18 protein-coding genes are annotated in these 21,235 nt (G+C 44.9%); 9 read left to right on the top strand and 9 right to left on the bottom strand.

Annotated features, from left to right (window positions below):
• The first annotated feature begins 6 nt into the window (after window positions 1-6).
• The 9 genes from DKT75_RS04605 (at window position 7) to DKT75_RS04565 (ending at window position 10,547) form a co-directional block, all read left to right on the top strand.
• Window positions 7-690 carry an RDD family protein gene (locus DKT75_RS04605; protein WP_109822250.1) on the top strand — a complete coding sequence of 228 codons (684 nt, stop codon included), beginning with the start codon at window positions 7-9 and terminating at the stop codon, window positions 688-690.
• Window positions 687-1,682, top strand: coding sequence for a stage II sporulation protein M (locus DKT75_RS04600; protein WP_109822249.1), 996 nt, complete (start codon window positions 687-689; stop codon window positions 1,680-1,682). The genes DKT75_RS04605 and DKT75_RS04600 overlap by 4 nt, the downstream gene beginning before the upstream one ends.
• Window positions 1,672-3,234, top strand: coding sequence for a hypothetical protein (locus tag DKT75_RS04595; protein WP_109822248.1), 1,563 nt, complete (start codon window positions 1,672-1,674; stop codon window positions 3,232-3,234). The genes DKT75_RS04600 and DKT75_RS04595 overlap by 11 nt, the downstream gene beginning before the upstream one ends.
• Window positions 3,231-4,460, top strand: a complete 1,230-nt coding sequence (locus DKT75_RS04590) for a DUF4350 domain-containing protein (protein ID WP_109822247.1) — start codon at window positions 3,231-3,233, stop codon at window positions 4,458-4,460. The genes DKT75_RS04595 and DKT75_RS04590 overlap by 4 nt, the downstream gene beginning before the upstream one ends.
• Window positions 4,457-5,422, top strand: a complete 966-nt coding sequence (locus DKT75_RS04585; protein WP_109822246.1) for an AAA family ATPase — start codon at window positions 4,457-4,459, stop codon at window positions 5,420-5,422. The genes DKT75_RS04590 and DKT75_RS04585 overlap by 4 nt, the downstream gene beginning before the upstream one ends.
• A gap of 6 nt (window positions 5,423-5,428) precedes the next feature.
• The gene (locus tag DKT75_RS04580) at window positions 5,429-6,742 is read left to right on the top strand and encodes a DUF58 domain-containing protein (protein ID WP_245923077.1); all 1,314 of its coding nucleotides are present in this window, start codon (window positions 5,429-5,431) and stop codon (window positions 6,740-6,742) included.
• A 482-nt stretch (window positions 6,743-7,224) separates the two neighbouring features.
• Window positions 7,225-8,715 (top strand): GTPase, encoded by a 1,491-nt coding sequence (locus DKT75_RS04575; protein ID WP_109822245.1) that lies wholly within the window; start codon window positions 7,225-7,227, stop codon window positions 8,713-8,715.
• Window positions 8,648-10,024 (top strand): YcjF family protein, encoded by a 1,377-nt coding sequence (locus tag DKT75_RS04570; protein WP_245923075.1) that lies wholly within the window; start codon window positions 8,648-8,650, stop codon window positions 10,022-10,024. Before DKT75_RS04575 ends, DKT75_RS04570 begins: the two co-directional genes overlap by 68 nt.
• A gap of 4 nt (window positions 10,025-10,028) precedes the next feature.
• Window positions 10,029-10,547, top strand: a complete 519-nt coding sequence (locus DKT75_RS04565) for a DUF3465 domain-containing protein (protein WP_245923073.1) — start codon at window positions 10,029-10,031, stop codon at window positions 10,545-10,547.
• Window positions 10,548-10,560: 13 nt separating this feature from the next.
• On the opposite strand, the gene DKT75_RS04560 is transcribed toward DKT75_RS04565, so the two are convergent.
• From DKT75_RS04560 to DKT75_RS04520, 9 genes are all read right to left on the bottom strand, one after another.
• Window positions 10,561-11,226: an HAD family hydrolase gene (locus DKT75_RS04560; RefSeq protein WP_109822243.1), complete on the bottom strand. Its 666-nt coding sequence runs from the start codon at window positions 11,224-11,226 to the stop codon at window positions 10,561-10,563.
• Between the two features lie 91 nt (window positions 11,227-11,317).
• Window positions 11,318-11,917 carry a LysE/ArgO family amino acid transporter gene (locus tag DKT75_RS04555; protein WP_109822242.1) on the bottom strand — a complete coding sequence of 200 codons (600 nt, stop codon included), beginning with the start codon at window positions 11,915-11,917 and terminating at the stop codon, window positions 11,318-11,320.
• Between the two features lie 155 nt (window positions 11,918-12,072).
• The gene (locus DKT75_RS04550) at window positions 12,073-15,252 is read right to left on the bottom strand and encodes an efflux RND transporter permease subunit (RefSeq protein ID WP_109822241.1); all 3,180 of its coding nucleotides are present in this window, start codon (window positions 15,250-15,252) and stop codon (window positions 12,073-12,075) included.
• A gap of 1 nt (window position 15,253) precedes the next feature.
• Complete coding sequence (locus DKT75_RS04545; protein ID WP_109822240.1) at window positions 15,254-16,564, bottom strand: efflux RND transporter periplasmic adaptor subunit; 1,311 nt, start codon at window positions 16,562-16,564, stop codon at window positions 15,254-15,256.
• A gap of 375 nt (window positions 16,565-16,939) precedes the next feature.
• On the bottom strand, window positions 16,940-17,578 hold the full coding sequence (locus tag DKT75_RS04535; protein ID WP_109822239.1) for an HAD family hydrolase: 639 nt from the start codon (window positions 17,576-17,578) through the stop codon (window positions 16,940-16,942).
• 73 nt (window positions 17,579-17,651) lie between these two features.
• Window positions 17,652-18,254: an MSMEG_1061 family FMN-dependent PPOX-type flavoprotein gene (locus DKT75_RS04530; protein ID WP_211665161.1), complete on the bottom strand. Its 603-nt coding sequence runs from the start codon at window positions 18,252-18,254 to the stop codon at window positions 17,652-17,654.
• Window positions 18,255-18,317: 63 nt separating this feature from the next.
• Window positions 18,318-18,488, bottom strand: coding sequence for a hypothetical protein (locus tag DKT75_RS21870; RefSeq protein WP_170310654.1), 171 nt, complete (start codon window positions 18,486-18,488; stop codon window positions 18,318-18,320).
• A gap of 154 nt (window positions 18,489-18,642) precedes the next feature.
• Window positions 18,643-19,389 carry a sterol desaturase family protein gene (locus DKT75_RS04525; RefSeq protein WP_211665159.1) on the bottom strand — a complete coding sequence of 249 codons (747 nt, stop codon included), beginning with the start codon at window positions 19,387-19,389 and terminating at the stop codon, window positions 18,643-18,645.
• A 60-nt stretch (window positions 19,390-19,449) separates the two neighbouring features.
• Entirely contained in the window at window positions 19,450-21,204 is a 1,755-nt protein-coding gene (locus tag DKT75_RS04520; protein ID WP_109822238.1) for an ABC transporter transmembrane domain-containing protein, read from the bottom strand.
• Window positions 21,205-21,235 lie beyond the last annotated feature (31 nt).

The raw sequence follows: 21,235 nt of genomic DNA, 5'->3' as shown, positions 1-21,235 counted from the left end.
ATTTAAATGCAGACAATCGATACACTTTATTCAATCAATACACCTGAAGGCGTGGCGCTTCGCCTTATGCCTGCAGGGCCAGTGCTTAGATTCTACGCATGGTTGATTGATACCTGTATTCGTGGCGCTGTTATGGTGGGTTTGGCCATTGCACTGGCTTACCTTGATGAATTAGGTGATGGCATATTCCTGATTTTGGTGTTTTTAATTGAGTGGCTTTACCCCGTTTACTTCGAGCTTTTCCACAACGGAAAAACCCCAGGTAAATCTATGATGGGTTTATTTGTTGCTCAGGAAAATGCGAGCCCGATTACACCCGCCAGCTCTCTTATTCGTAACCTACTTCGATTTGTAGACTTTCTGCCATTTGCCTACGGCTTTGGACTCGTCTGCATGTTGAGTAATAATCGCTTTCAGCGCATTGGCGACATTGTTGCAGGCACGGTGGTACTACATGTTGAAGCGATACAACCGCTGACAGAGCAAGATAATATAATAGCCGAAGTCCCGCCACGCCCACTTCAGTTAGATGAGCAACAGGCAATCATTAACTTTTACCAACGCCGCGCTACACTGAGTGAAGAGCGTGCCGAAGAACTTGCTAAAGTCGCGGGTTCACTGGTTGAAAACAAAACATCTGCTGCTGATTACTTATCGGGAATGGGTCGTTGGATTATGGGGAAACGATGAGCTCTAGCCGTCAGCAACAGTTTACTCAACGTCACGAAACACTGTGGAGCAACTTTGAAAAGCTGCTCGACTATCAAGCACTATCACGCTTTAAGCGCAACAAGGCAGAAAAACCCGCTGAGCTCGATATGCCGACGGCTTACCGCCAAATCTGTCAACACTACGCGTTAGCTAACTCGCGTATGTACAGCCCAATATTGGTCAACAGACTTAATCATTTGGTGGTACGTGGACATCAAGCTTTATACAGTAGTCACAGCCAATTCTTACGCTCTATTCTCAGTTTTTTTGCTGCCGAATTTCCGTCATTAGTAAGACGAGAATGGAAAATAATGTCGATCGCTTCCGCACTGTTTTATGTGCCCTTTATTGCCATGATTATCCTGATTCAACTGAAACCAGAAATCGTTTACAGCGTGATGGATGTTGAACAGGCACGCATGATGGAGTCAATGTACGATCCAGAAAACTCATCGTTAGGGCGAGAACGTGACTCGGGGTCAGACATAGAAATGTTTGGCCACTATATAAGGAATAATACCGGCATTGGCTTCCAAGTGTTTGCTGGCGGCATGCTGTACGGTATTGGCACGCTGTTCTTCTTACTGTTTAACGGCATCTTTATCGGTGCGGCGGCGGGTCATTTAACCCACCTCGGTTATATCGATACCTTTTGGGGTTTCGTACTGGGTCACGGTGCCTTTGAGTTAACCGCCATCGTTATCTCTGGCGCAGGAGGGCTTAAACTCGCTCAAGCACTCATTGCTCCCGGACGAAAATCACGTATTCGTGCGCTCATTGATAATGGAAAAGTGGCCATCAAGATCATGTACGGTGCCGCCACCCTATTCATCATGGCTGCATTTGTAGAAGCATTTTGGTCCTCCATGCCGTTACCCGTCATGATTAAGTACAGTGTTGCCGCATTTCTTTGGGCATTAGTCATCGCTTACTTCTGGTTTGTGGGTCGAGGCTATCAGCATGCAGCTTGAGTCCATTACCGCTAACATTCGTTCTCGTACACCTTGGGAAGCGATTGACCTTGGCTTTGCTATGGTGCGTGAGTGGTGGCTACTCATTTACACACCGTTAGCCCTATTATTACTGACTCTCATTACGCTACTACTGATCGTCATTCCTTATGACTATTACTGGGTTAGCTTGATTATTTTATGGTGGTTGAAGCCACTTTATCACCGCCTAATTTTGCATATTATTAGCCGCAAGTTATTCGGTGACACCGTCGAATACGCCTCAGCCCTTAGAGAATTACCGACTCTAATGACTAAAACCGGTTTATTCAGCGAACTAACATGGCGACGGTTCTCGATGAGTCGAGGTTTTCTGCTCCCTATTTGGCAACTAGAACAACTACGAAGCACGCCAAGAAAACAGCGACAGCAGCTACTGCTTAATAATGTGCATACCGTGGCTATTTGGCTCAATATCGCAATATTTTCCTTCCAGTTCATACTCACCCTGTCTTTCTTTATGCTGATCTGGTTGTTTATCCCCTCTGAAATATCCGCTGATTTAGGTGAGCGAATCTTTTCTAATCGGCTCGACAGCATTGGCTATTCCGTTGAAATTATTGCGGTCACTGGTTTCGTGCTTGTGATGGTATTTTTAGAGCCGTTTTATATCGCAGCTAGCTTCGCCATGTACATCAACCGTCGTACACAGCTTGAAGCGTGGGATATAGAAATAAACTTTAGAAAAATGGCTAATCGCTTTAGCTTGTTGGATAAGACCTTGCCCGATAAAAAACTAAGTACGCTAGCGGCAATAGTACTAGCCTCGGCACTTGGCTTAAGCACCCTGCAACAACCTAGTTACGCAGAGGAAGTACCACTTAGTAACGTAGTCGTTACCGAACAATTATCAGAGTCACGTCTGGCTGGGGATAAGTCAAAAAGCATCATCGAAGAAGTCATGTTACAACCTGACCTAGCTTTTGAAAAAATGACACCTAAGTGGCGTTTAAAAGATAAAAGTGAAGAAAAAGAAAAGAATGAAATAGACCCACCAAGCTGGCTCGTCTCGCTTGGGCTAATCATTGCTAGCCTGCTTGAATACAGCTTATGGCTGTTAGTGGGAGCCGCTATTATTGCGCTTTATATTTTCCGTAAACACTGGTTACCTTTACTGGTCAGAGTGCCCGAAAAAGAAGGCGTAGAGCGACCTGACATTTTATTTGGTATGGATGTAAGAAAAGAGTCATTGCCCACTGATATTCCAACGGCAGCCAAGTCACTTTGGAATGACAGTAAGCATCGAGAAGCACTCAGCGTATTATATCGTGGGGCACTCGTTAAGCTGATCAATGACGATCAGTTAGCACTCGAACACAACCATACTGAAGGTGATATTCTTAGGCTAAGTCGCCCAGCAATTACTACTCCAAGATACCGATATTTAGCCGACCTGACCCGACACTGGGTCGCGATTGCTTATGCACACAAAACACCTAGCGATGAACAGATAACGTACCTACTTGATCATTGGAGCAGTGACTTTGCGGTAGCAGCAGAGGCGGAACAATGAAAATAAACGCCCGCGGTGCAGTGCCTGCACTCGTCATTGTTACTCTTATCAGCTTACTCACTTTTGGCTTTTTTCACCTCTACGAGCGCGTGGAAGAAAGTGGTTGGAAGCCGCTAACTGGAGAAGCTAAGAGTAACCCCTTATTTGCCAGTCGATTGTTTCTTAAGCGCATGGGTATTCCCACTCAGTCTTTAGAAAGCTTGCACAGCCTCGTTGAACTACCAAGTACCAACAGTGTCATTTTATTGACTGCTTCGCGTTATAGTTTGAGCGAACAAAGAGTCGATGAGCTTCTTGCATGGGTTGAGCAAGGTGGTCACCTAATCATACCAAGCACAGAAGCATGGCAAGAAAGTTACTATGAGTTCGATGAAGCACTGGTCGACGAAACTAGTAATGACAATCGTGATGCGCCCCCCACCGTCAGTGCCGATCCTATTCAAAATGCGATTAAAGTTCACATTGATAGCGATGATCATATTGAGTTTGAAGACGGTAAGCCTAGGAAGATTCAATTACCCAATGCCACTAGGCCACTTGAGATTGCTGAAGATCACTTTCATGCCATCATTCTAGATGATGATAACGAGTCTGTGCAGATTGAAAAAGTGCAGCTCGATAATAAAAACTTCATTATTAGACAAGGCGTTGGTGCAGGTTTAGTCACCTTAGTATCGCAACTTCACTTCATGGAATATCGAACGCTTTACGACTTCGATCATGCAGAAATTTTATGGTACTTGGTACATCGTAACGCGACAGAACTATCCAGCCCAGATGAGGTATGGTTAATCCACTCAGATGAGTCGCCTAGCTTATTAAGCCTAATATGGAAAAAGTTCTGGGCATTTATCCTCATGCTGACTGCGCTACTCGTGGTCTGGGGATTACGTACATCTCGACGCTTTGGTCCGCTTATTCCTAAAGAAGATGAAGACCGCCGTCACCTCATGGAACACATCACGGCCAGCGGAGCGTACTACTGGAAGCATAAGCAAGGCGACACACTGATTAATAGTACTCGCACTGCCACTAACCAACGCTTAAGTCGACGCATACCCGGCTGGCAGAGTTTAACTAAAGACCAACAAGCTGAAGCGGTTGCCAAAAGACTGACGCTCGACACTAAACAAGTGTTCCAAACGCTACACGGCAATATCAGTAATAGCCCTTACGACTTTACCGAGACGATTAAACAACTCGAATACATCAGGACTAATGTATGAGCATGCAAATTGAACAAGTCAGTGAGTTAGTCACTGCGATAAAAACAGAAATCAGTCATGCCGTCATCGGCCAAGAAGACGTGATTCACCAAACACTGATTGCATTGATTGCAGGCGGAAACGTTCTCATTGAAGGTGTGCCAGGTTTGGGTAAAACACTGTTGGTGCGTGCTTTAGCAAAAACCTTTGAAGGTGAATTTTCTCGTATTCAGTTCACCCCCGACTTGATGCCAGCTGACGTAACGGGTCATACACTTGTTGACTTAAAAACGAATGAGTTCAACTTACGTCGCGGCCCAGTATTTACCAACTTGTTATTAGCCGATGAAATTAACCGTGCGCCTGCCAAGACCCAGTCAGCACTACTAGAAGTGATGCAGGAGCGTCAGGTTACCATCGAAGGTGAATCTCACCCCGTGCCATTACCCTTCATGACTCTAGCGACACAAAACCCGCTAGAACAAGAAGGAACATACCCGCTCCCAGAAGCTCAGTTAGATCGATTCTTACTGAAAGTCTTCATGGAGTACCCTAGCACCGATGAGGAAAGCCTCATGGTTGCAGCGGTCACCAATAAACAAACAGGCGACCAGCTGAATTTATCGCGAGTCAAAGCGGTGGCATCACCTGCTGACATCTTGGCGCTTCAAGCCGCTGCTGCTGAGATTAGAGCAGATCAGCAAGTTATCGACTATGCCGTTAACCTCGTTCGAGCAACCCGCACATGGCAGGGTTTGAGTATTGGCGCGGGCCCTCGTGGCAGTATTTCATTAATTCGTGCGGCACGTGCTGAGGCGATGATTAACCTTCGAGACTTCATTACGCCAGATGATATTAAAGCGATTGCGCTGCCCGTATTACGCCACCGTGTTGCGCTAGCACCTGAGATGGAACTTGAAGGTTATTCGACCGATCAAATTTTGACATCGGTGATCAACAGCATCGACGCGCCGAGACAATAAGCACTTATGAACTTGCCCATCCCCGGTAAATCACTCTATAAACTCCTAGCGGCTTTGGCTGTGCTGGCGTTCATTGCGAGCTTTGTTCCAAGCCTGATTATGTTGTGGAAAGGCGCATTGGTGATCGCGGGTATCGTCGTGCTACTGGATTTATTTCTGTTGTATCGACGAGCAATACCAGAGGCTGAACGTGACGTTCATAGCTCTTTTCCTCTTGGCGTAAAGCGCGATGTTGGTCTCAAGCTAACCAACACCTCACGCTATGCATGCACCTTAGATGTGTATGACCACTTCCCTATTCAAGTTGAAGCCACGGGCTTACCTGTACATCTGAGTTTAGCGCCAGACCAAACGGCAGAGCTACAATACCAAGTCACAGCAACCGAACGTGGTAAAGCCCTATTTCGTGGTGTGCAGTTCCGTTTGTATTCTCGTTGGAATTTTTGGTTACGTGACTATCGATTATCGCTGACCAATGAAGTCCACATTTACCCCAACTTTGCGGCTATCTCGCACCTTGCATTATTGGCGACTGATAATCATTTAAGTCAGATGGGTATCATCAAAAAACCAAGGCGTGGACAAGGGCAAGACTTTCACCAATTACGTGAATATCGTGAGGGTGATAGCGTTCGACAGATTGATTGGAAAGCCACGTCCCGACTAGGCAAAGTGATCTCTCGTGAATACCAAGATGAGCGAGATCAGGAAGTCATATTCATGTTGGATAGCGGTCACCGAATGCGCGCACGTGATGATGAACTATCTCACTTTGATCACACCTTGAATGCCTTACTAGTACTGTCTTATGTAGCATTGCGACAAGGTGATGCCGTAGGTTTAAGTACTTTTGCCGGTAGTCAACGCTGGATAGCCCCTAAAAAAGGCTACCACACCATTCAGAACCTGCTCAATACGGTGTATGACTTGCAACCGACTACGGATGCTCCTGATTACATAAAAGCCGCCAGTGACCTTCTGACGCGTCACAAGAAACGCGCATTAATCATCATTCTAACTAACGTTAGAGACGAAGACAGTGCAGAACTGAAAGCGGCGGTCGGCATACTTCGTAAACGTCACTTAGTATTACTCGCCAGTTTACGCGAGCAAAAACTTGATCAGGTTCTTGAAGAAACACCGACAGAGATTAATAGCGCACTTAACACCGCTGCAACGCATCATTATTTACAACAACGTAAAGCGTCATTTGATGCGTTAACCAATCAAGGTGTGATCGCCGTAGACGTGGCACCACAACAACTAGGCGTGTCCCTCATTAATAGCTATTTGAATATTAAGAGTAGCGGCAAACTGTAAGACTCACTCAACGCCTAGTTGAGGTTATAAATCCCGGTAAATCCAGCGAAATAGTTCTATATTTATGAATTATTTTTGCCTAAAACGCCAGACTCACCAAGAAGGTAACCGCAGCCATGAGTGGTATGTATCCTCGGGCACGGTCAACACTGTTTCGACAAACTCTCATGCAAAATGGGGACCTTGTCATAGCTACAGTGCAAAGCAATGTGTACGCTTCAGATTGAACTGTAAACCTAATCTATTGGGGTAGATAAATTCAGCTCTGACGCCTAGTAAACTAGACCCGTTGGGCATCTGTTGCGTACGGTTGCAATCTATCTAACTTCTACCGCCCATCCTTGTTAAGTATGATTATTGGACACAACGAAACGACCAACGGTCGTTATGATCGCTATTATTTAAAGTGAACAAATTAGAGTTAAGCTTTTACTAGCTCATGATAAACTCGGAAACAATCATAATAATCACTGACTAGTCTCATGAATAAAGCGGGATCTACATTCAAGCGAATACTGGCCGTCGTTGTTGCCATATCAGCCTTCTTATTGTTGCTGTTTATATTTTTTGCAACGCGGAGCATCCTTGATATTTGGGCGCGCATGCAGCTACTGCCCGAAGGTATTTTCTATACCTACATGGGGCTTATCGCAGCCTTTATCGTGGGAACTATTTGGTTAATTTATAGCTTACTCAAGCCGTCAAAATATGCCCTAGATGACAACAATAATGAAATCACCGAAGAAAGTGTGTTGTCCGAAATCGACCATGCTGAGAAAGTCGGCATGGACACTCGTGAGCTAAGACGAGAACTAGAAACGCTTCAAGCACGTAAAGATACTGGAACGATCTATGTCTCGCTCTTCGGCAACGTGAGTACCGGTAAAAGTTCGATTATTAAAACACTACTCCCTGATGCTGATATCGACATCAATGTACGTGGTGGCTCGACGCAGCACATTTCTCAATACACGTGGAAATCTAGCTCAGGTGATCAACTCGTGCTAACCGACTTACCCGGTCGAAATGAAGCGAGTGGTACGTTGGATGAGTTGGCAAGTGATGAAGCGGTGCGTGCTCAAGTCGTTATTTACGTGACTGACTCTGACTTGTCTCGAACACAATTTGATGACATTCAAGAGTTGCTCAGCTTTGGTAAACCACTGATTGTTACACTGAACAAAAGCGATCGTTATGACGACGAAGAAAAAGACTTACTGAAACAACGCTTTGCAGAACGAATGGCAACGGTTGAAGGCTATAAACACAAAGCACGTTTGGTGTTTGTACAGTCAGGCGGAGAAGAAGAAGTTATTCGAATAGATAAGGAAGGTAACGAAACACCGTTTATTCGCCCTAGAAAAACTCATATCAATGAACTTGCAGATGCACTGCAACGAGAGATTGATGGCCACAGTGAATTATTAGAAAAGCTACGGGATGCGTCGGTGTTTGTTTTGGTGAAACAAAAACTAGATGCAGAGAAAGCAGATTACCGACAGCTTGAAGCTGACCGGATTATCAAAAGTTCGACTAAAAAAGCGATCGTTGGCGCAATGGCTTCGGTGAGTCCTGGGGCTGATATCGTGGTGCAAGGTTATTTAGGCACACGTATGGTGAAAGACCTATGTGCACTATACGACTCGCCAGTTAAACAATTAGATATTGATAAGTTTTTAGACTTTAGCCAAGGCCAAATGAAGAAAAGCATACCGCTGATATTGGCGGTGGCAGGTAACGGTTTAAAAGCATTTCCCGGTATTGGGACGGTTGCTGGTGGCTTAGTTCACGCAGTGGCGTACGGAATGATTTTTGATGCACTGGGTAACTCAGTGAAGAAAACCCTAGAACAACGTGGTCAGTTACGCGCAGCACCTGCTGCTATAACCTTTAAGGAGATGTTGAGTGAAAATCTGGACTCGCGCGCAAAGCTATTTGCCAAACTGGTTTTCGACCAACGAAAAGACCAATGATGACGTTGACCAGCCAAGCACACACTCTGCGGGTGATTCACACCTAAACTTAGCCAAGCAAAGCCTTCACCAGCTACTCAACGATAAGCGCGTACCTGACTCAGTTCGCCAGGGTTTGAAAAGTGACTATAGTGCTATTCAAAAGATGCTCGACAAGCTTGAACAAGGCCAACTGCATATTGCCGTGTTTGGCCGCGTGAGTGTGGGCAAGTCATCGGTGCTTAATGCGTTAATGGGTAAACAGGTGTTCAGCGTTAGCTTGCTGCATGGTGAGACTAAAAGCGCCGACATGGAAGCGTGGAAAGAAGTCGATGCGGGCGGTGTGTTTTTAATTGATACACCCGGCATCAATGAAATTGACGGTGAACAACGTGAAGCACTGGCTCATGAAGTCGCTGGCCGTGCTGATTTATTGTTGTTTGTGATCGATAGTGATTTAACCGATATTGAGCTAACGGCTCTGAAAACCGTCGCTGATGCAAAACGCCCGATTATCTTAGTCGTGAATAAATCTGATCAATATAACGAAGAAGAACTACTGCAACTACGCACTATCATTCGTGATCGTGTCACGGGGATTGTTGCACCTGAAAATATTGTATTTACTGCTGCCTCTCCTGCTAAGCAAATCATCATTCGTGAAGATGAGTTTGGTAATGAGCAAGAATCGACGCGCCAACGCCCTGCTGACATTATCAGCCTAAAATCACGCTTGTGGGATGTGATAGAAGCAGAAGGTAAGACACTATCGGCGCTCAATGCCTCATTATTTGCAGGCCAACTCAGCGAGCAAGTTGGTGAGCGAATGTTGGAAGTGCGTAAAGAGGTTGGTGCGAAAGTCATCAATATGTACTGCATGGGTAAAGGTGTGACGGTTGCACTCAACCCTATTCCTATTGCTGATTTGGTGGCTGCCGCTGCTATTGATGTGAGTTTAATTGTTCACTTATCTCGCATTTATGGTTTACCGATGAGCAAGACCGAAGCGGGTGAATTGATCAAAAGTATCGCCGCTCAAATGATTTTATTATATGGCTCTTTTTGGGCGATAAACATCGCGTCGTCAGCTCTAAAAATCGGTACGATTGGACTGTCAACGGTGCTGACAGGCGCAGCACAAGGGGCTATCGCGTGGTATAGCACCTTGATTATTGGTCGTGCGACTGAAACCTATTTGGCAAAAGGAAAGTCGTGGGGAGACAGTGGTCCAAAATTAGCCGTTGCCGAGATACTTGATAGTTTGGATAGAGACTCCATACTTAAAGAAGCGAGAGAAGAAATCATGTCCTACATCAAACAAGGCAAATAAGAATATGAAATTTAATAATCGTAGAATAATGAATAAATTTAGCCGCATTATTGCAGGTGTAGCGGTTGCTGCATTAGTGAGTGGTTACAACTATTTTTTCAGCGAAGAGTCGGGTTCAACTCAGGCGAACAGTGGTAAATCGTCACCTAATTTAGAGTCGGGCAAAGGCCCTAGCTTAGAAAACCAGTCTGCATTATTAAGTAAGATTCGTTCAGCGAAAGAAAACACCCATTCTCGCTTTTGGATGTCTGCTGAAGGGACTGTGGTTAAGAACCTTAAGGATGATCTTAAGGGCAGTCAGCACCAAAAATTCCTTATTAAACTGGCTTCTGATGTCACGTTGTTAGTCGCTCACAATATTGACCTTGCGCCACGAGCACCCGTGTCGGTTGGCGATAAGATCAAAATCCGTGGACGTTATGAGTGGAACAACCGTGGCGGCGTTCTGCATTGGACTCACCATGACTCCAAAGGCAAGATCGAAGGCGGCTGGATTTATGCCGACAACAAGTTCTACAAGTAAGGCGCTTCACGTACTAGTCTTGTAGGAAAAGCTCACTGTTTAAATGCCCAATGAGGTCTGAAGCGCAGTCGATCACTAGATCGGCTTCTTCAGGCTCATCATAATGTTCACTTCTAATCCAAATGGCTTTCATGCCTAGCTTTTTTGGCGTCGCTACATCGCTCTGGGGATGATCGCCAATGAATATGCACTCTTCTGCTGACAACCCTAAATCCGCTAAACACCTGAGATAGATCTCTTCGTTTGGCTTCTTGATACCCTCTTCCTCTGACACTTTGATGACTTGGAAATACTGTCGGATACCTTCAGAGTCTATCTTTGCATTCTGACCTTTTGATCGGCCATTAGTAATCATCGCTAAAACATAGTGCTCAGACACTTGAGCTAGCATCTCTTTAATACCCGGGAACAATACTCCGTCTAGGCCGTAGGTTGCCTTGAAGTCGGTGAATAGTGCTTCTGCTTCAACTGACTCAGTTAGCTCCTGCATTGACTCTTCGTAGGCGATCAGCTTATCCGCGTAGCCGTTTTTTTGATTGTGCATGACGGTTGTGACGAATGATTCTTGGCTACATGAAAGCTCGGTATCGAAACGGATGTATTGGTCATTGAGAAACTTCCTGACAGTTTCTGTGCGGTCTATTAATGTTTGGTCGAGGTCGAAGATGATGGCTTTCATAGTAGATGTAGCTCCTCTTTCAGTGGCGGCTTATTGGTATATAGAAACGGGTATCTAGAGATTTTCATTTACAGTGACTTATCGCATTCAATTAGCCAAATAACAGCGTCAAAGCAATAATCAACATAGTAAGTCCCACAATAAACTCTAACACCTGCCAAGCCTTAGGATTTTCAAACACTGGTGCTAATAATCTAGCCCCATACCCCAAACTAAAAAAGAACGTAAAAGAGGCAATAATCGCACCCAAAGCGAACTCCAACTGCTGACCTTCATACTGCGTTGAAATACTCCCCAACAACACCATCGTGTCCAAGTACACATGCGGATTTAACCAAGTAAAGGCAAGGCAAATAGAAGCGATTTTCAAAGCTGAGCTTTGTACTTCAGTGTCGGTTGTCAACGCATGTCGTTGGCTAAATGCTGACTTAAAACTTAAAAATGAATACACCAGAAGAAATGCCGCACCACCGTAACGAGCATACATTTCTATCGAAGGATATTTACTGACAACCATGCCAAAGCCAGCAATACCTAATGAAATCAGAATAGCGTCAGAGATTGCGCAGATAGCGCAAACCAATAATACATGCTGCCTCTTAATACCCTGTTTTAAAACAAAAGCATTTTGAGAACCAATGGCAAGAATCAGAGATAAACCGAGGGAAAAGCCTGCGAAAAAGGTAGTCATTCAAGTTCACTTATTAAGGTTGATACTAATAGTTACAACAATTAATACCAAGTTCATCGCCCATAATCGGAGGGGAAAATAAGCTGGGCATTAAACGCCTGCTCAGCACATAAAATATCACTGTCAGTAACTGACTTATCTCCAATCAGCTACTGTCACTCACCTGACGGCTTTTCTGCTAGCTGCGTTTCGGTCAGTTTTTTCTCTTCCTGCTGAGCCGCATATTTATCTTTGACTTCATCACCGCCACCAAACAAACCACGCACAACCACGTAGTAAATCGGTACAAGACATAAGGCCAATATCGTCCCTACCAGCATCCCCCAAAGTACACTAGTACCGATAGCACGCTGACTAGCAGAACTTGCGCCAGTCGCGGTATACAAAGGTATAACACCCGCGATAAACGCTAGTGAGGTCATTATGATAGGACGAAAACGAAGCGCACACGCTTTCATCACAGCACGCACTCTATCCATGCCGGTCTCTTGCAGCTCTTTCGCGAACTCGATAATCAAGATCGCGTTTTTGGCCGAGAGCCCCATCACGGTTATCATCCCGATTTTGAAGTAAATATCGTTATCAAATTCTCGGAAATAGTTACCCAGTGTCACACCCAGTATTCCCAATGGCACCACCATCAGTACTGCAAATGGCATTGACCAACTTTCATATAGCGCGGCAAGACATAAGAATACCGCCATCGCAGAGAGCATATAAACATACAACTCAGAGTTACCTGCACGAATTTCTTCTAGTGACTGGCCACTCCATGCAACCGAGAAACCTTGGCCTATTTTCGCAGCAAGCTCTTGGATATTATCCATCGCTTGACCACTCGCAAAACCTGGCGCAGCGGCACCCTGAATAGCCATCGCACTAAAACCGTTATAGCGCGTTACCTGCTCTGGACCCTTCGTCCAATGAACTGATGAAAGCGACGACATTGGCACCAGTTCGCCTGCTGCATTTGGCACCGTTAAGCTCAAAATATCATCAGGCTGCATACGTGCTTTGGCCTCAGCCATGACATACACACGTTGCATACGGCCTTTATTCGGAAAATCGTTAACGTAGTTAGAACCGAACGCACTCGCTAAACTAAAGGATATAGATGACAGCGGCACGTTTTGCGCAAAGGCCGCATCACGATCAATATCGACACGAATCTGCGTGGCATCTTCCAAACCATTCGGTCGAACGCCAGTTAACATTGGACTCTGATTGGCCATACCTAGCATTTGATTACGCGCATTAACCAATGCATCGTGACCCAAGTTATTACGATCTTGCAGGTAAAAACTAAAGCCAGAGGATGTACCCAAACTACTGATCGCAGGTGGCGTGATCGCAAAAATCATCGCATCATTAATCGCCTGAAGCTTGCCGGTTAACGAGCCTGCTAATGCCATCGACACTTCGCCAGCTTGTGTACGCTCAGACCAATCTTTTAGCGTGATAAAGCTCAGCGCCATGTTTTGACCCTGACCTGTAAAGCTGAAACCCAGTACTGAAATCACATCTTGAACAGTGGATTCATTGCTAATAATAGCCTCGGCCTTTTCGATCATCGCTTCAGTACGCTCACGAGAAGAACCCGTTGGTAGCTGATAGGTGACGATAACCGTGCCCTGATCTTCCGTCGGTAGGAATGAGCTAGGAATGCGCTGAAACAGCATGACAGAAGCCGTGATCACTAGTGCAAACACGATCATCATTACGATACTGTGCTTGATAAAGAGCCCGACCATTGAGCGATACACTTTAGTAATCTTAGTCAGCACTCGGTTAAACCAACCAAAGAAACCACCTTTTTCGTGGTGATCATCACTCACAGGTTTAAGCAAAGTTGCGCACAAGGCAGGTGTTAGGGATAACGCTAAAAATGCAGAAAAGGCAATCGACGCGGCCATAACCAAAGAGAACTGACGGTAAATACCACCCGTTGCCCCATCCAAAAAGGCCATCGGAATAAATACAGCAATCAGTACCAAGGTAATACCAACAACCGCACCCGTGATTTGCGTCATCCCTTTGTGTGCCGCTTGATAGGGTGTGAGTTTTTCCTCAACCATCAAACGTTCGACGTTTTCCACCACCACGATGGCGTCATCCACCACGATACCAATAACCAGTACCATCGCGAACATGGTCAATACATTGATAGTCAGGCCCAGTGGCCCCATGACCGCTACCGCCCCTAATAGTGAGATAGGTACAACGATGGTTGGGATAATGGTATAGCGAATATTTTGTAGGAATAAGTACATCACCAAAAATACTAATACCAGTGCTTCACCCAAGGTATACAGCACTTTTTTCAGTGAAATCTCGACAAACTTAGACGTGTCATAAGGCACTTTCCAAGCCATTCCCTCTGGGAAAAATGGCGCCATTGTCGCGAGACGTTCTTGTATTTCACTCGCCACAGCAATCGCGTTACCGCTCGAAGAAAGCTGGATACCGACACCAATCGCCGGACGACTGTTTAGACGTGCGCTAGTGCTATAAGCTTGGCTTCCTAGCTCAATAATCGCAACGTCACTTAACTTAACAGTCGCGCCGTTACTGCTGCGTTTAACAACAATTTTCTCAAAGTCTTCAGTTGACGTTAGCTGGCCATAAACATTAATCGACGTTGTATATTGTTGACCTGCCACACTCGGTAATGCCCCCAAACTACCCGCAGTAATCTGCGAGTTTTGAGCACCAATTGCCGTGGTTAAGTCAGCGTAAGACAAACCAAAACTCTTCATCTTTTGTGGATCAACCCAGACACGCATCGCCTGCTCTGAACCAAACACCTGAATCGTTCCAACCCCTTCAACACGCTGCAAATCAGGCTTAACGGTACGCACGGTATAGTCAGCGATGGTTGCTTGAGTAATGTCGGAGCCTTCCTCCGCGTACATCATGGTAATCATCAAGAAACCCGTTCCGGCTTTGGATACGGTGATTCCGGTGTTACGCACAGACTGCGGCAGGCTTGATTCAACTTGCGATAACTTATTCTGAACGTTGACCTGTGCGATATCTTCATCAACACCCGATTTGAACGTCAGCGTTACCTTACCCGTACCATTTGAATACGCATTGGACTCAACATAATCCACGTTTTCAACAGCGTTTACGCCCTCTTCAATGACCGAGATAACCGAGTCTTGAATAGTTTCAGCCGTTGCACCTGTGTAGAAAAATGAGATTTCAATCTTAGGTGCTGCAATGTTTGGATACTGTTCAACAGGGATTTTTGTCGCAGAATACAAGCCGGCAAAAATAATGAATATCGCAACTACCCAAGCAAAGATTGGGCGGTCGATAAAGAACTTAGCCATATTATTTCCCTGCGCTCTGAGTCACGCTAGTCCAAGGACGCGTTTGTACTTTTTTCGCCCCTCGCATAATCGCTAACTGCCCCATGCCATCAACGATCACTTTCGCGTTAGGCGTCAGGCCTTTTGTAATAATCCAATTTTGATTGCGCTGGCCACTGACAGTGACTGGCTGAGGACGGAAACTACCATCATCTTCAACAATCATCACAATGTCAGTATCACCACGCGTCACTGCTTGCTGTGGGATCAAATAAGCGTCTTCGATACGTTCTTGCGGCACGTTTACACGCACATATAAACCAGGAATAAGGTCTTGATCAGGGTTAGGGACCTCGGCACGAACCGTCACCTCACCTGTGCTTTCATTGACTGTTTGATTAACAAACAACAAGCGTCCTTTATGTGGATAAACCGTGCCATCATCTAACAAAATTTGGATATTCTTATCTGAGCCTGTACTACTAATCCGCTCACGTTGTGCTTGGCGTAATTTCAAAATAGCACTCGCTGGCTGAGTAATATTTACATACAGCGGATCAAGCTGCTGTACCTCGGCCATTTGCGTTTGCGAACCTACTACATACGCGCCTTCTGTAACGTTAGACACTCCCGCAATACCGTTAATCGGTGACTTGATCTTGGTATAGCTAAGATTAATATTGGCCGTTTCGATACCTGCCAAAGCCGCTTCAATCGTTGCTTTAGCAGAGTTCAATCCTGCTTTAGACGCTGCGATACCTGCTTGAGCCGCATTGACATTACTTTGCTGAACTTGGAAAGTAGACACGGTTTGATCATAATCTTGTCGCGCAATGACATTGGTTTTAATCAGTTGCTCAGAGCGAGAAAGCTGCTTGCGAGCATAGTCTCGATTAGCCTCGGCTTGCTCCAACGCTGCTTGGTTTTGCTGTAAACCTGCTTCAGCCGTTTTAACCGACGCTTGTGCAGTCGATAAGTTTGCTTTGGCATTACTAAGCGCCGTGTTAAACGTACCTGGGTCAATCTGATACAACAAATCCCCTGCTTTAACCGTTGCACCCTCAGTAAATACACGCCTTTCTACCACACCACTGATTCGTGGAATAATGGTCGCGGAACGAGATGCCTGCAAACGTGCTGGCAAATTAGTTGTACGTGTAATCCCTTCTGGCACCGCTGTAACAATATCTACCACCGGTAACGGCATTGCTTTAGGAGGCGCACTAGGTGCAGCTTCAGCTTTTTTGGGTGTATCCAGTTTTTCGCAACCACTGATTGCTAACAATAGGAAAAGGAGCAAAGCTCCGAATTGCACCGGCTTTTGGTATGACATTGTGTACTTTCCAGATGTGTATAGGAGATTTTTATAGGACGCAGAAATAGCTTTGCTATTGTACTTTCGAGCGATATTGAGTGTAAAGAGAGGAGTTGTTACCGATGCTAATTACCTAAGCAAAATAACAGTGAATGGCGCAGTTGTGGGCTAAAAGCGTATAAGTAACCATGTTGCTAGCATGGGTAGTTAGGTACCGCTACATAGCTAGTTTAAAGGAAGGTAAATGACCTTTAATTAATAGTGTTCTCTAAGTTACATTTTCCTACTTTTGTCATGGGTTAGACAAGCGCTATTTCTTCCATGAAACTTAGGCACACAATATTTAGATATAGTCGGGCCGACGCGTAGTTCAACTTTTAGAACTTATTCCACTCAGATATATTCAAGCAGCTCTGGAATTGCACTAATTTCAAAGTCCGCATTCATCGACTTTAAGTGTTCAAAGTCATGAAACTGAGCATTCAATGGTGGAGCAAACAAACACGTATGACAACCTACCGCTTTTCCAGCAGTAATGTCTACGTGAGAATCTCCAATGATTAACGTTTCTTCTGGAGCACAGCCCATCCTCATCAGCATTTCCTCAAAGGGTAATGTGCTTGGCTTGTGACCGTAACCATCATCTCCAGCAATCGTTGAATCAAAATAACTGTTGAGACTATGCGCGCCCAGACCCACCTCAAGTATCTGCCGAGAGCTAGAGCTAACCAGACTAAAGTCTGTTTTGCTAGCGCGAAGTGCCACTAGCGTTTCTAGCGCACCCTCGTATAACTCAACGGATTGCAAGGACCGGTATACATGCTTGCGCACCTCCTCAGCGATTGTTGGAAAATCAATAGTTGGATGTCTATCTGGCACTTCGTGATGGTTATGAAAGAACTCAGTAATGATTTCCGCAGAATCAAATTTCAAGTTTCGTTGCGTCAATGACTTTTGGTATCCAGCCAACCATAACTCTAAGGTTCTAGCTAACGTCCCGTCCCAATCAAATATTATCTTTTGAAATTTCAAACTAAGTGCTTCCCCAAAGTTTATCTCCTATTACTACAGTTCTATTTAATTCTTCACTCGCTAAGTGAGAAAATTAATACAGCGACTTTTTATAACTCTTATCTACAGCACCTTGCTCGACAGAAACTAATTCCATTGCCGAATGGTCACGCATCATTTCAAATAACGTCGCCACTGGACGTGTCTGTGGCCATGTTTCTGGTTGCCATAAACCAGCGCGTATCGGCGCTTTTCCACAATGAACAAGTATCTCGCGGGCAGTCACACGCAATACCGTTTTAGGCGCTCGATCATTGATCTTAAAACGGTCGCAAATATCAGCATCATCTAAAATCTCAGCCACACCATTTACCCGCAGCGTTTCAGTCACACCCGGTATCATGAAAATCAGTGCAACGTTGGGGTTTTGGAGAATATTCATCAAGCCATCAAGACGTCTATTACCTGGCCTATCAGGTATCAGTAGTTGATTTTCTGACTCCACTTCAACAAACCCTGCGGGATCACCTTTGGGAGATAGATCCAGTTTTTCACCGTTAAACGTGCCTATAACTACGAATGTGGAGTGCTTAATGAAGGCTCTACAATGGTCGTCGAAAGTTGAGATGACTTTAGCAGCCGCGACTGGAGACTGTTCTCCGTAAAGCGCTCGTAGTTTTTCAGGGGTCATGGTCATACTAAAAATCCTATGGCTCTAAATAAATGCACGGGTGTTTGCATCAGTAATTTCTACTGTAAATTAATCCTTCTTTTCGATAGTGATTTCGATATTTTTGCTAGCACCAGCAAACCACTTTTGCACATACAAAGACCCAACGATAGGTGCTGTTCCTTCTTCTGGAACCTCCTTGTATCTAACACTGTTTTTAGTCTCTTTTTCGAGAGTGAGTTTCACTACTTTTTTTGTCATACAATTTCCTGCCATTTTTATATAAAAACTTTAGACTACTTTTACAGCAATCTTATTAATAAGTTAATGCATTGGTTTGAATAACAGAAGCATAGACCACGCAAAGTCTCTCTTTGAACGGGATATGCTCTTTAAGCAAAAATATGATCACTCATTAGTTTGCACCAACTAACTTAGTTTTTAACGTCCGATCCCAAAACGAGTTAACGAACCCAAAATTCACATTACCCACCGAATGATGTGCGGAATGCGACTCGGTATAACCATTAAACAACCGAAACAACACACTCTTACTTTTCATTCGAATGTTCGAGTGTATGACCAATGTAAATATGACGCCAAACATGTGAAACGAAAAGATAACAACAAGATGAACCGGAAATATCAGCATAAATAACGGCGCACTCAAACTGATTAACAACGCCTCAAGCGGGTGAACGCTATACGCACTCCACGGAGTCGTTCTAACCGAATAGTGATGTACGGAATGAGCCTTTCTAAATAGTTTTAAGTGCAACAGTCGGTGAACAAAGTACGAATATGTTTCATAAAATATCGTGAAGACCAACACTTCAATGATCAACTGACTCATTGAAGTAGGGATAACACCCACAAAAAGTTTTCGGGCAAGTAAGCTAGCTAAAGAAAATACAGCACACGCTAACACTCCATTAATCACCTCTCTACGTACTTGCCCTTGTTTAAGAGGACGAGAGTCGATCAGCTCTGCGAATGAGTTTTCTTTTGTAATTATGCGAGTGATAAACACAATAATTAATGCCGCCACTATGTAGACGCTGACGTTAGCCGCAAGCGACATCAAAAAGGCTATATACCAATCTGTCTGAATCCAATAATCAAATACAGACAACAGACGTTGTGTTATTTCAGTAAAATTCAAATGACCTCCACGTTAATCTTCCCAGCAACCTTGCTGCCAATCAAGCTGCCGACCTTGCTTTCAACTCACAGACCGCTCTTGAAACTGCAACTCAGACAATCGCTTATACAACACCGAACTCTCCAACAGCTCATCATGACTACCCTGCACCACCAACTTCCCATCTTCCAATACTGCAATCGAGTCAGCATTTCGAATAGTCGCCAATCGATGCGCAATTATTACCGTTGTTCGCCCTCGCATAAGGTTTTCCAAGGCTTGTTGAACACGATGCTCACTCTCAGCGTCAAGCGCAGAGGTTGCTTCATCAAGAAGCAATATTTTTGGGTCTTTCAAAATAGCTCTAGCAATCGCCACGCGTTGACGTTGACCACCTGACAAACGCACACCCTGCTCACCCAAAAAGCTTTCATACCCTTCAGGTAACTTCTCTATAAAGTCATGGGCATTAGCTGCTTTGGCCGCTGCAATCACCTCTTCTTTAGTCGCATCAGGTTTACCGTAACGTATGTTATGCATCACATCTGCACTAAATAAAGTCGGTTGCTGTGCGACAACTGCAAGCTGTGAACGCAGGTCAGTTGGCAGTAGATCTCGAATGTTTGTATCACCCAAAGTGACTACACCCTGATCAGGGTCGTAGAAGCGTTGCAGCAATTCAAACACAGTCGATTTACCCGCGCCCGATGGGCCAACGAGTGCCAACGATTTACCTTCCTCAATCACCAAGTTCAAGTTATCTAAGGCCGCTTGATCAGGTCTTGACGGGTAATGAAAAGTGACGTTTTCAAACGCCATTCGAGAGCCATTATTACTCGCTTTTTTCGGGTGACTTGGTAACTCAACGGCACTCTTAATCGATAATAATTCAAAGAGTCGTTCAGCTGCGCCAGCCGCCCGTTGCACGTCACCGATCACCTCTGAAATAGTGGCTACTGAGCTAGCGACAATAATCGCATAAAACACAAATGCACCAAGCTCACCACCTGTCATAACCCCGTTAATTACATCGTTTCCGCCTACCCAAAGCATGGCGGCAATGGCACTGAATATAAGCGAAATAACAACGGCAATTAACATAGCCCGTTGCTTAATACGCTTGCGAGCAATCTCAAACGCACCCTCTACGTGCCCGGCAAACGCTTTACGTTCGTTCGCTTCTTGGGTATAGCTTTGCACTGTTTTAATTTGCTGAATGATCTCGCCCGCGTGACTCCCAACATCAGCAATCGTGTCTTGGCTTTTGCGTGACAATACGCGAACGCGACGGCCATATAAAATGATGGGTACTAGCACAATCGGCACACCAATCAACACGAAAGCAGTCAGCTTTAAGTTGGTAATCAACAACAGCGTAAGACCACCAATAAAGGTAATAAACGACCTTAACGCCATAGACGCTGACGAGCCAATAACCGTTTGCAGCAAGGTGGTGTCAGTGGTTAGACGTGACATGATTTCGCCGCTGCGATTCTCTTCAAAGTAACTTGGGTGTAGCGTGATCAAGTGATCGAAAACTGCCTGCCGAATATCCGCAGAAACGCGCTCTCCCAACCAAGACACTAAATAAAATCGTGCATAAGAACCAACCGCCATTAACACCGCGATTCCAATAATAAATATCACGGCTTTATTGAGTTGGTCGATAGAGCCTGCAATAAAGCCCTCATCGATTAATATTTTTATGCCCTGCCCCATTGCCAAGGTCACACCGGCAGTGAATACCAACGCGCAACCTGCTGCGACTAATGTACCTTTATACTTCAGTAAAAAACGGCCTAGTTGGAATAGAACGGAGTAACTTGATCTAGCCATAATTGATATCTACAGGGTTATTAGAGAGTTG

Source organism: Leucothrix arctica, from assembly GCF_003172895.1.
Lineage (GTDB): Bacteria > Pseudomonadota > Gammaproteobacteria > Thiotrichales > Thiotrichaceae > Leucothrix > Leucothrix arctica.
The sequence above is the reverse complement of the archived record's forward strand: the minus strand, read 5'-3'. Positions and strand labels throughout refer to the sequence as shown.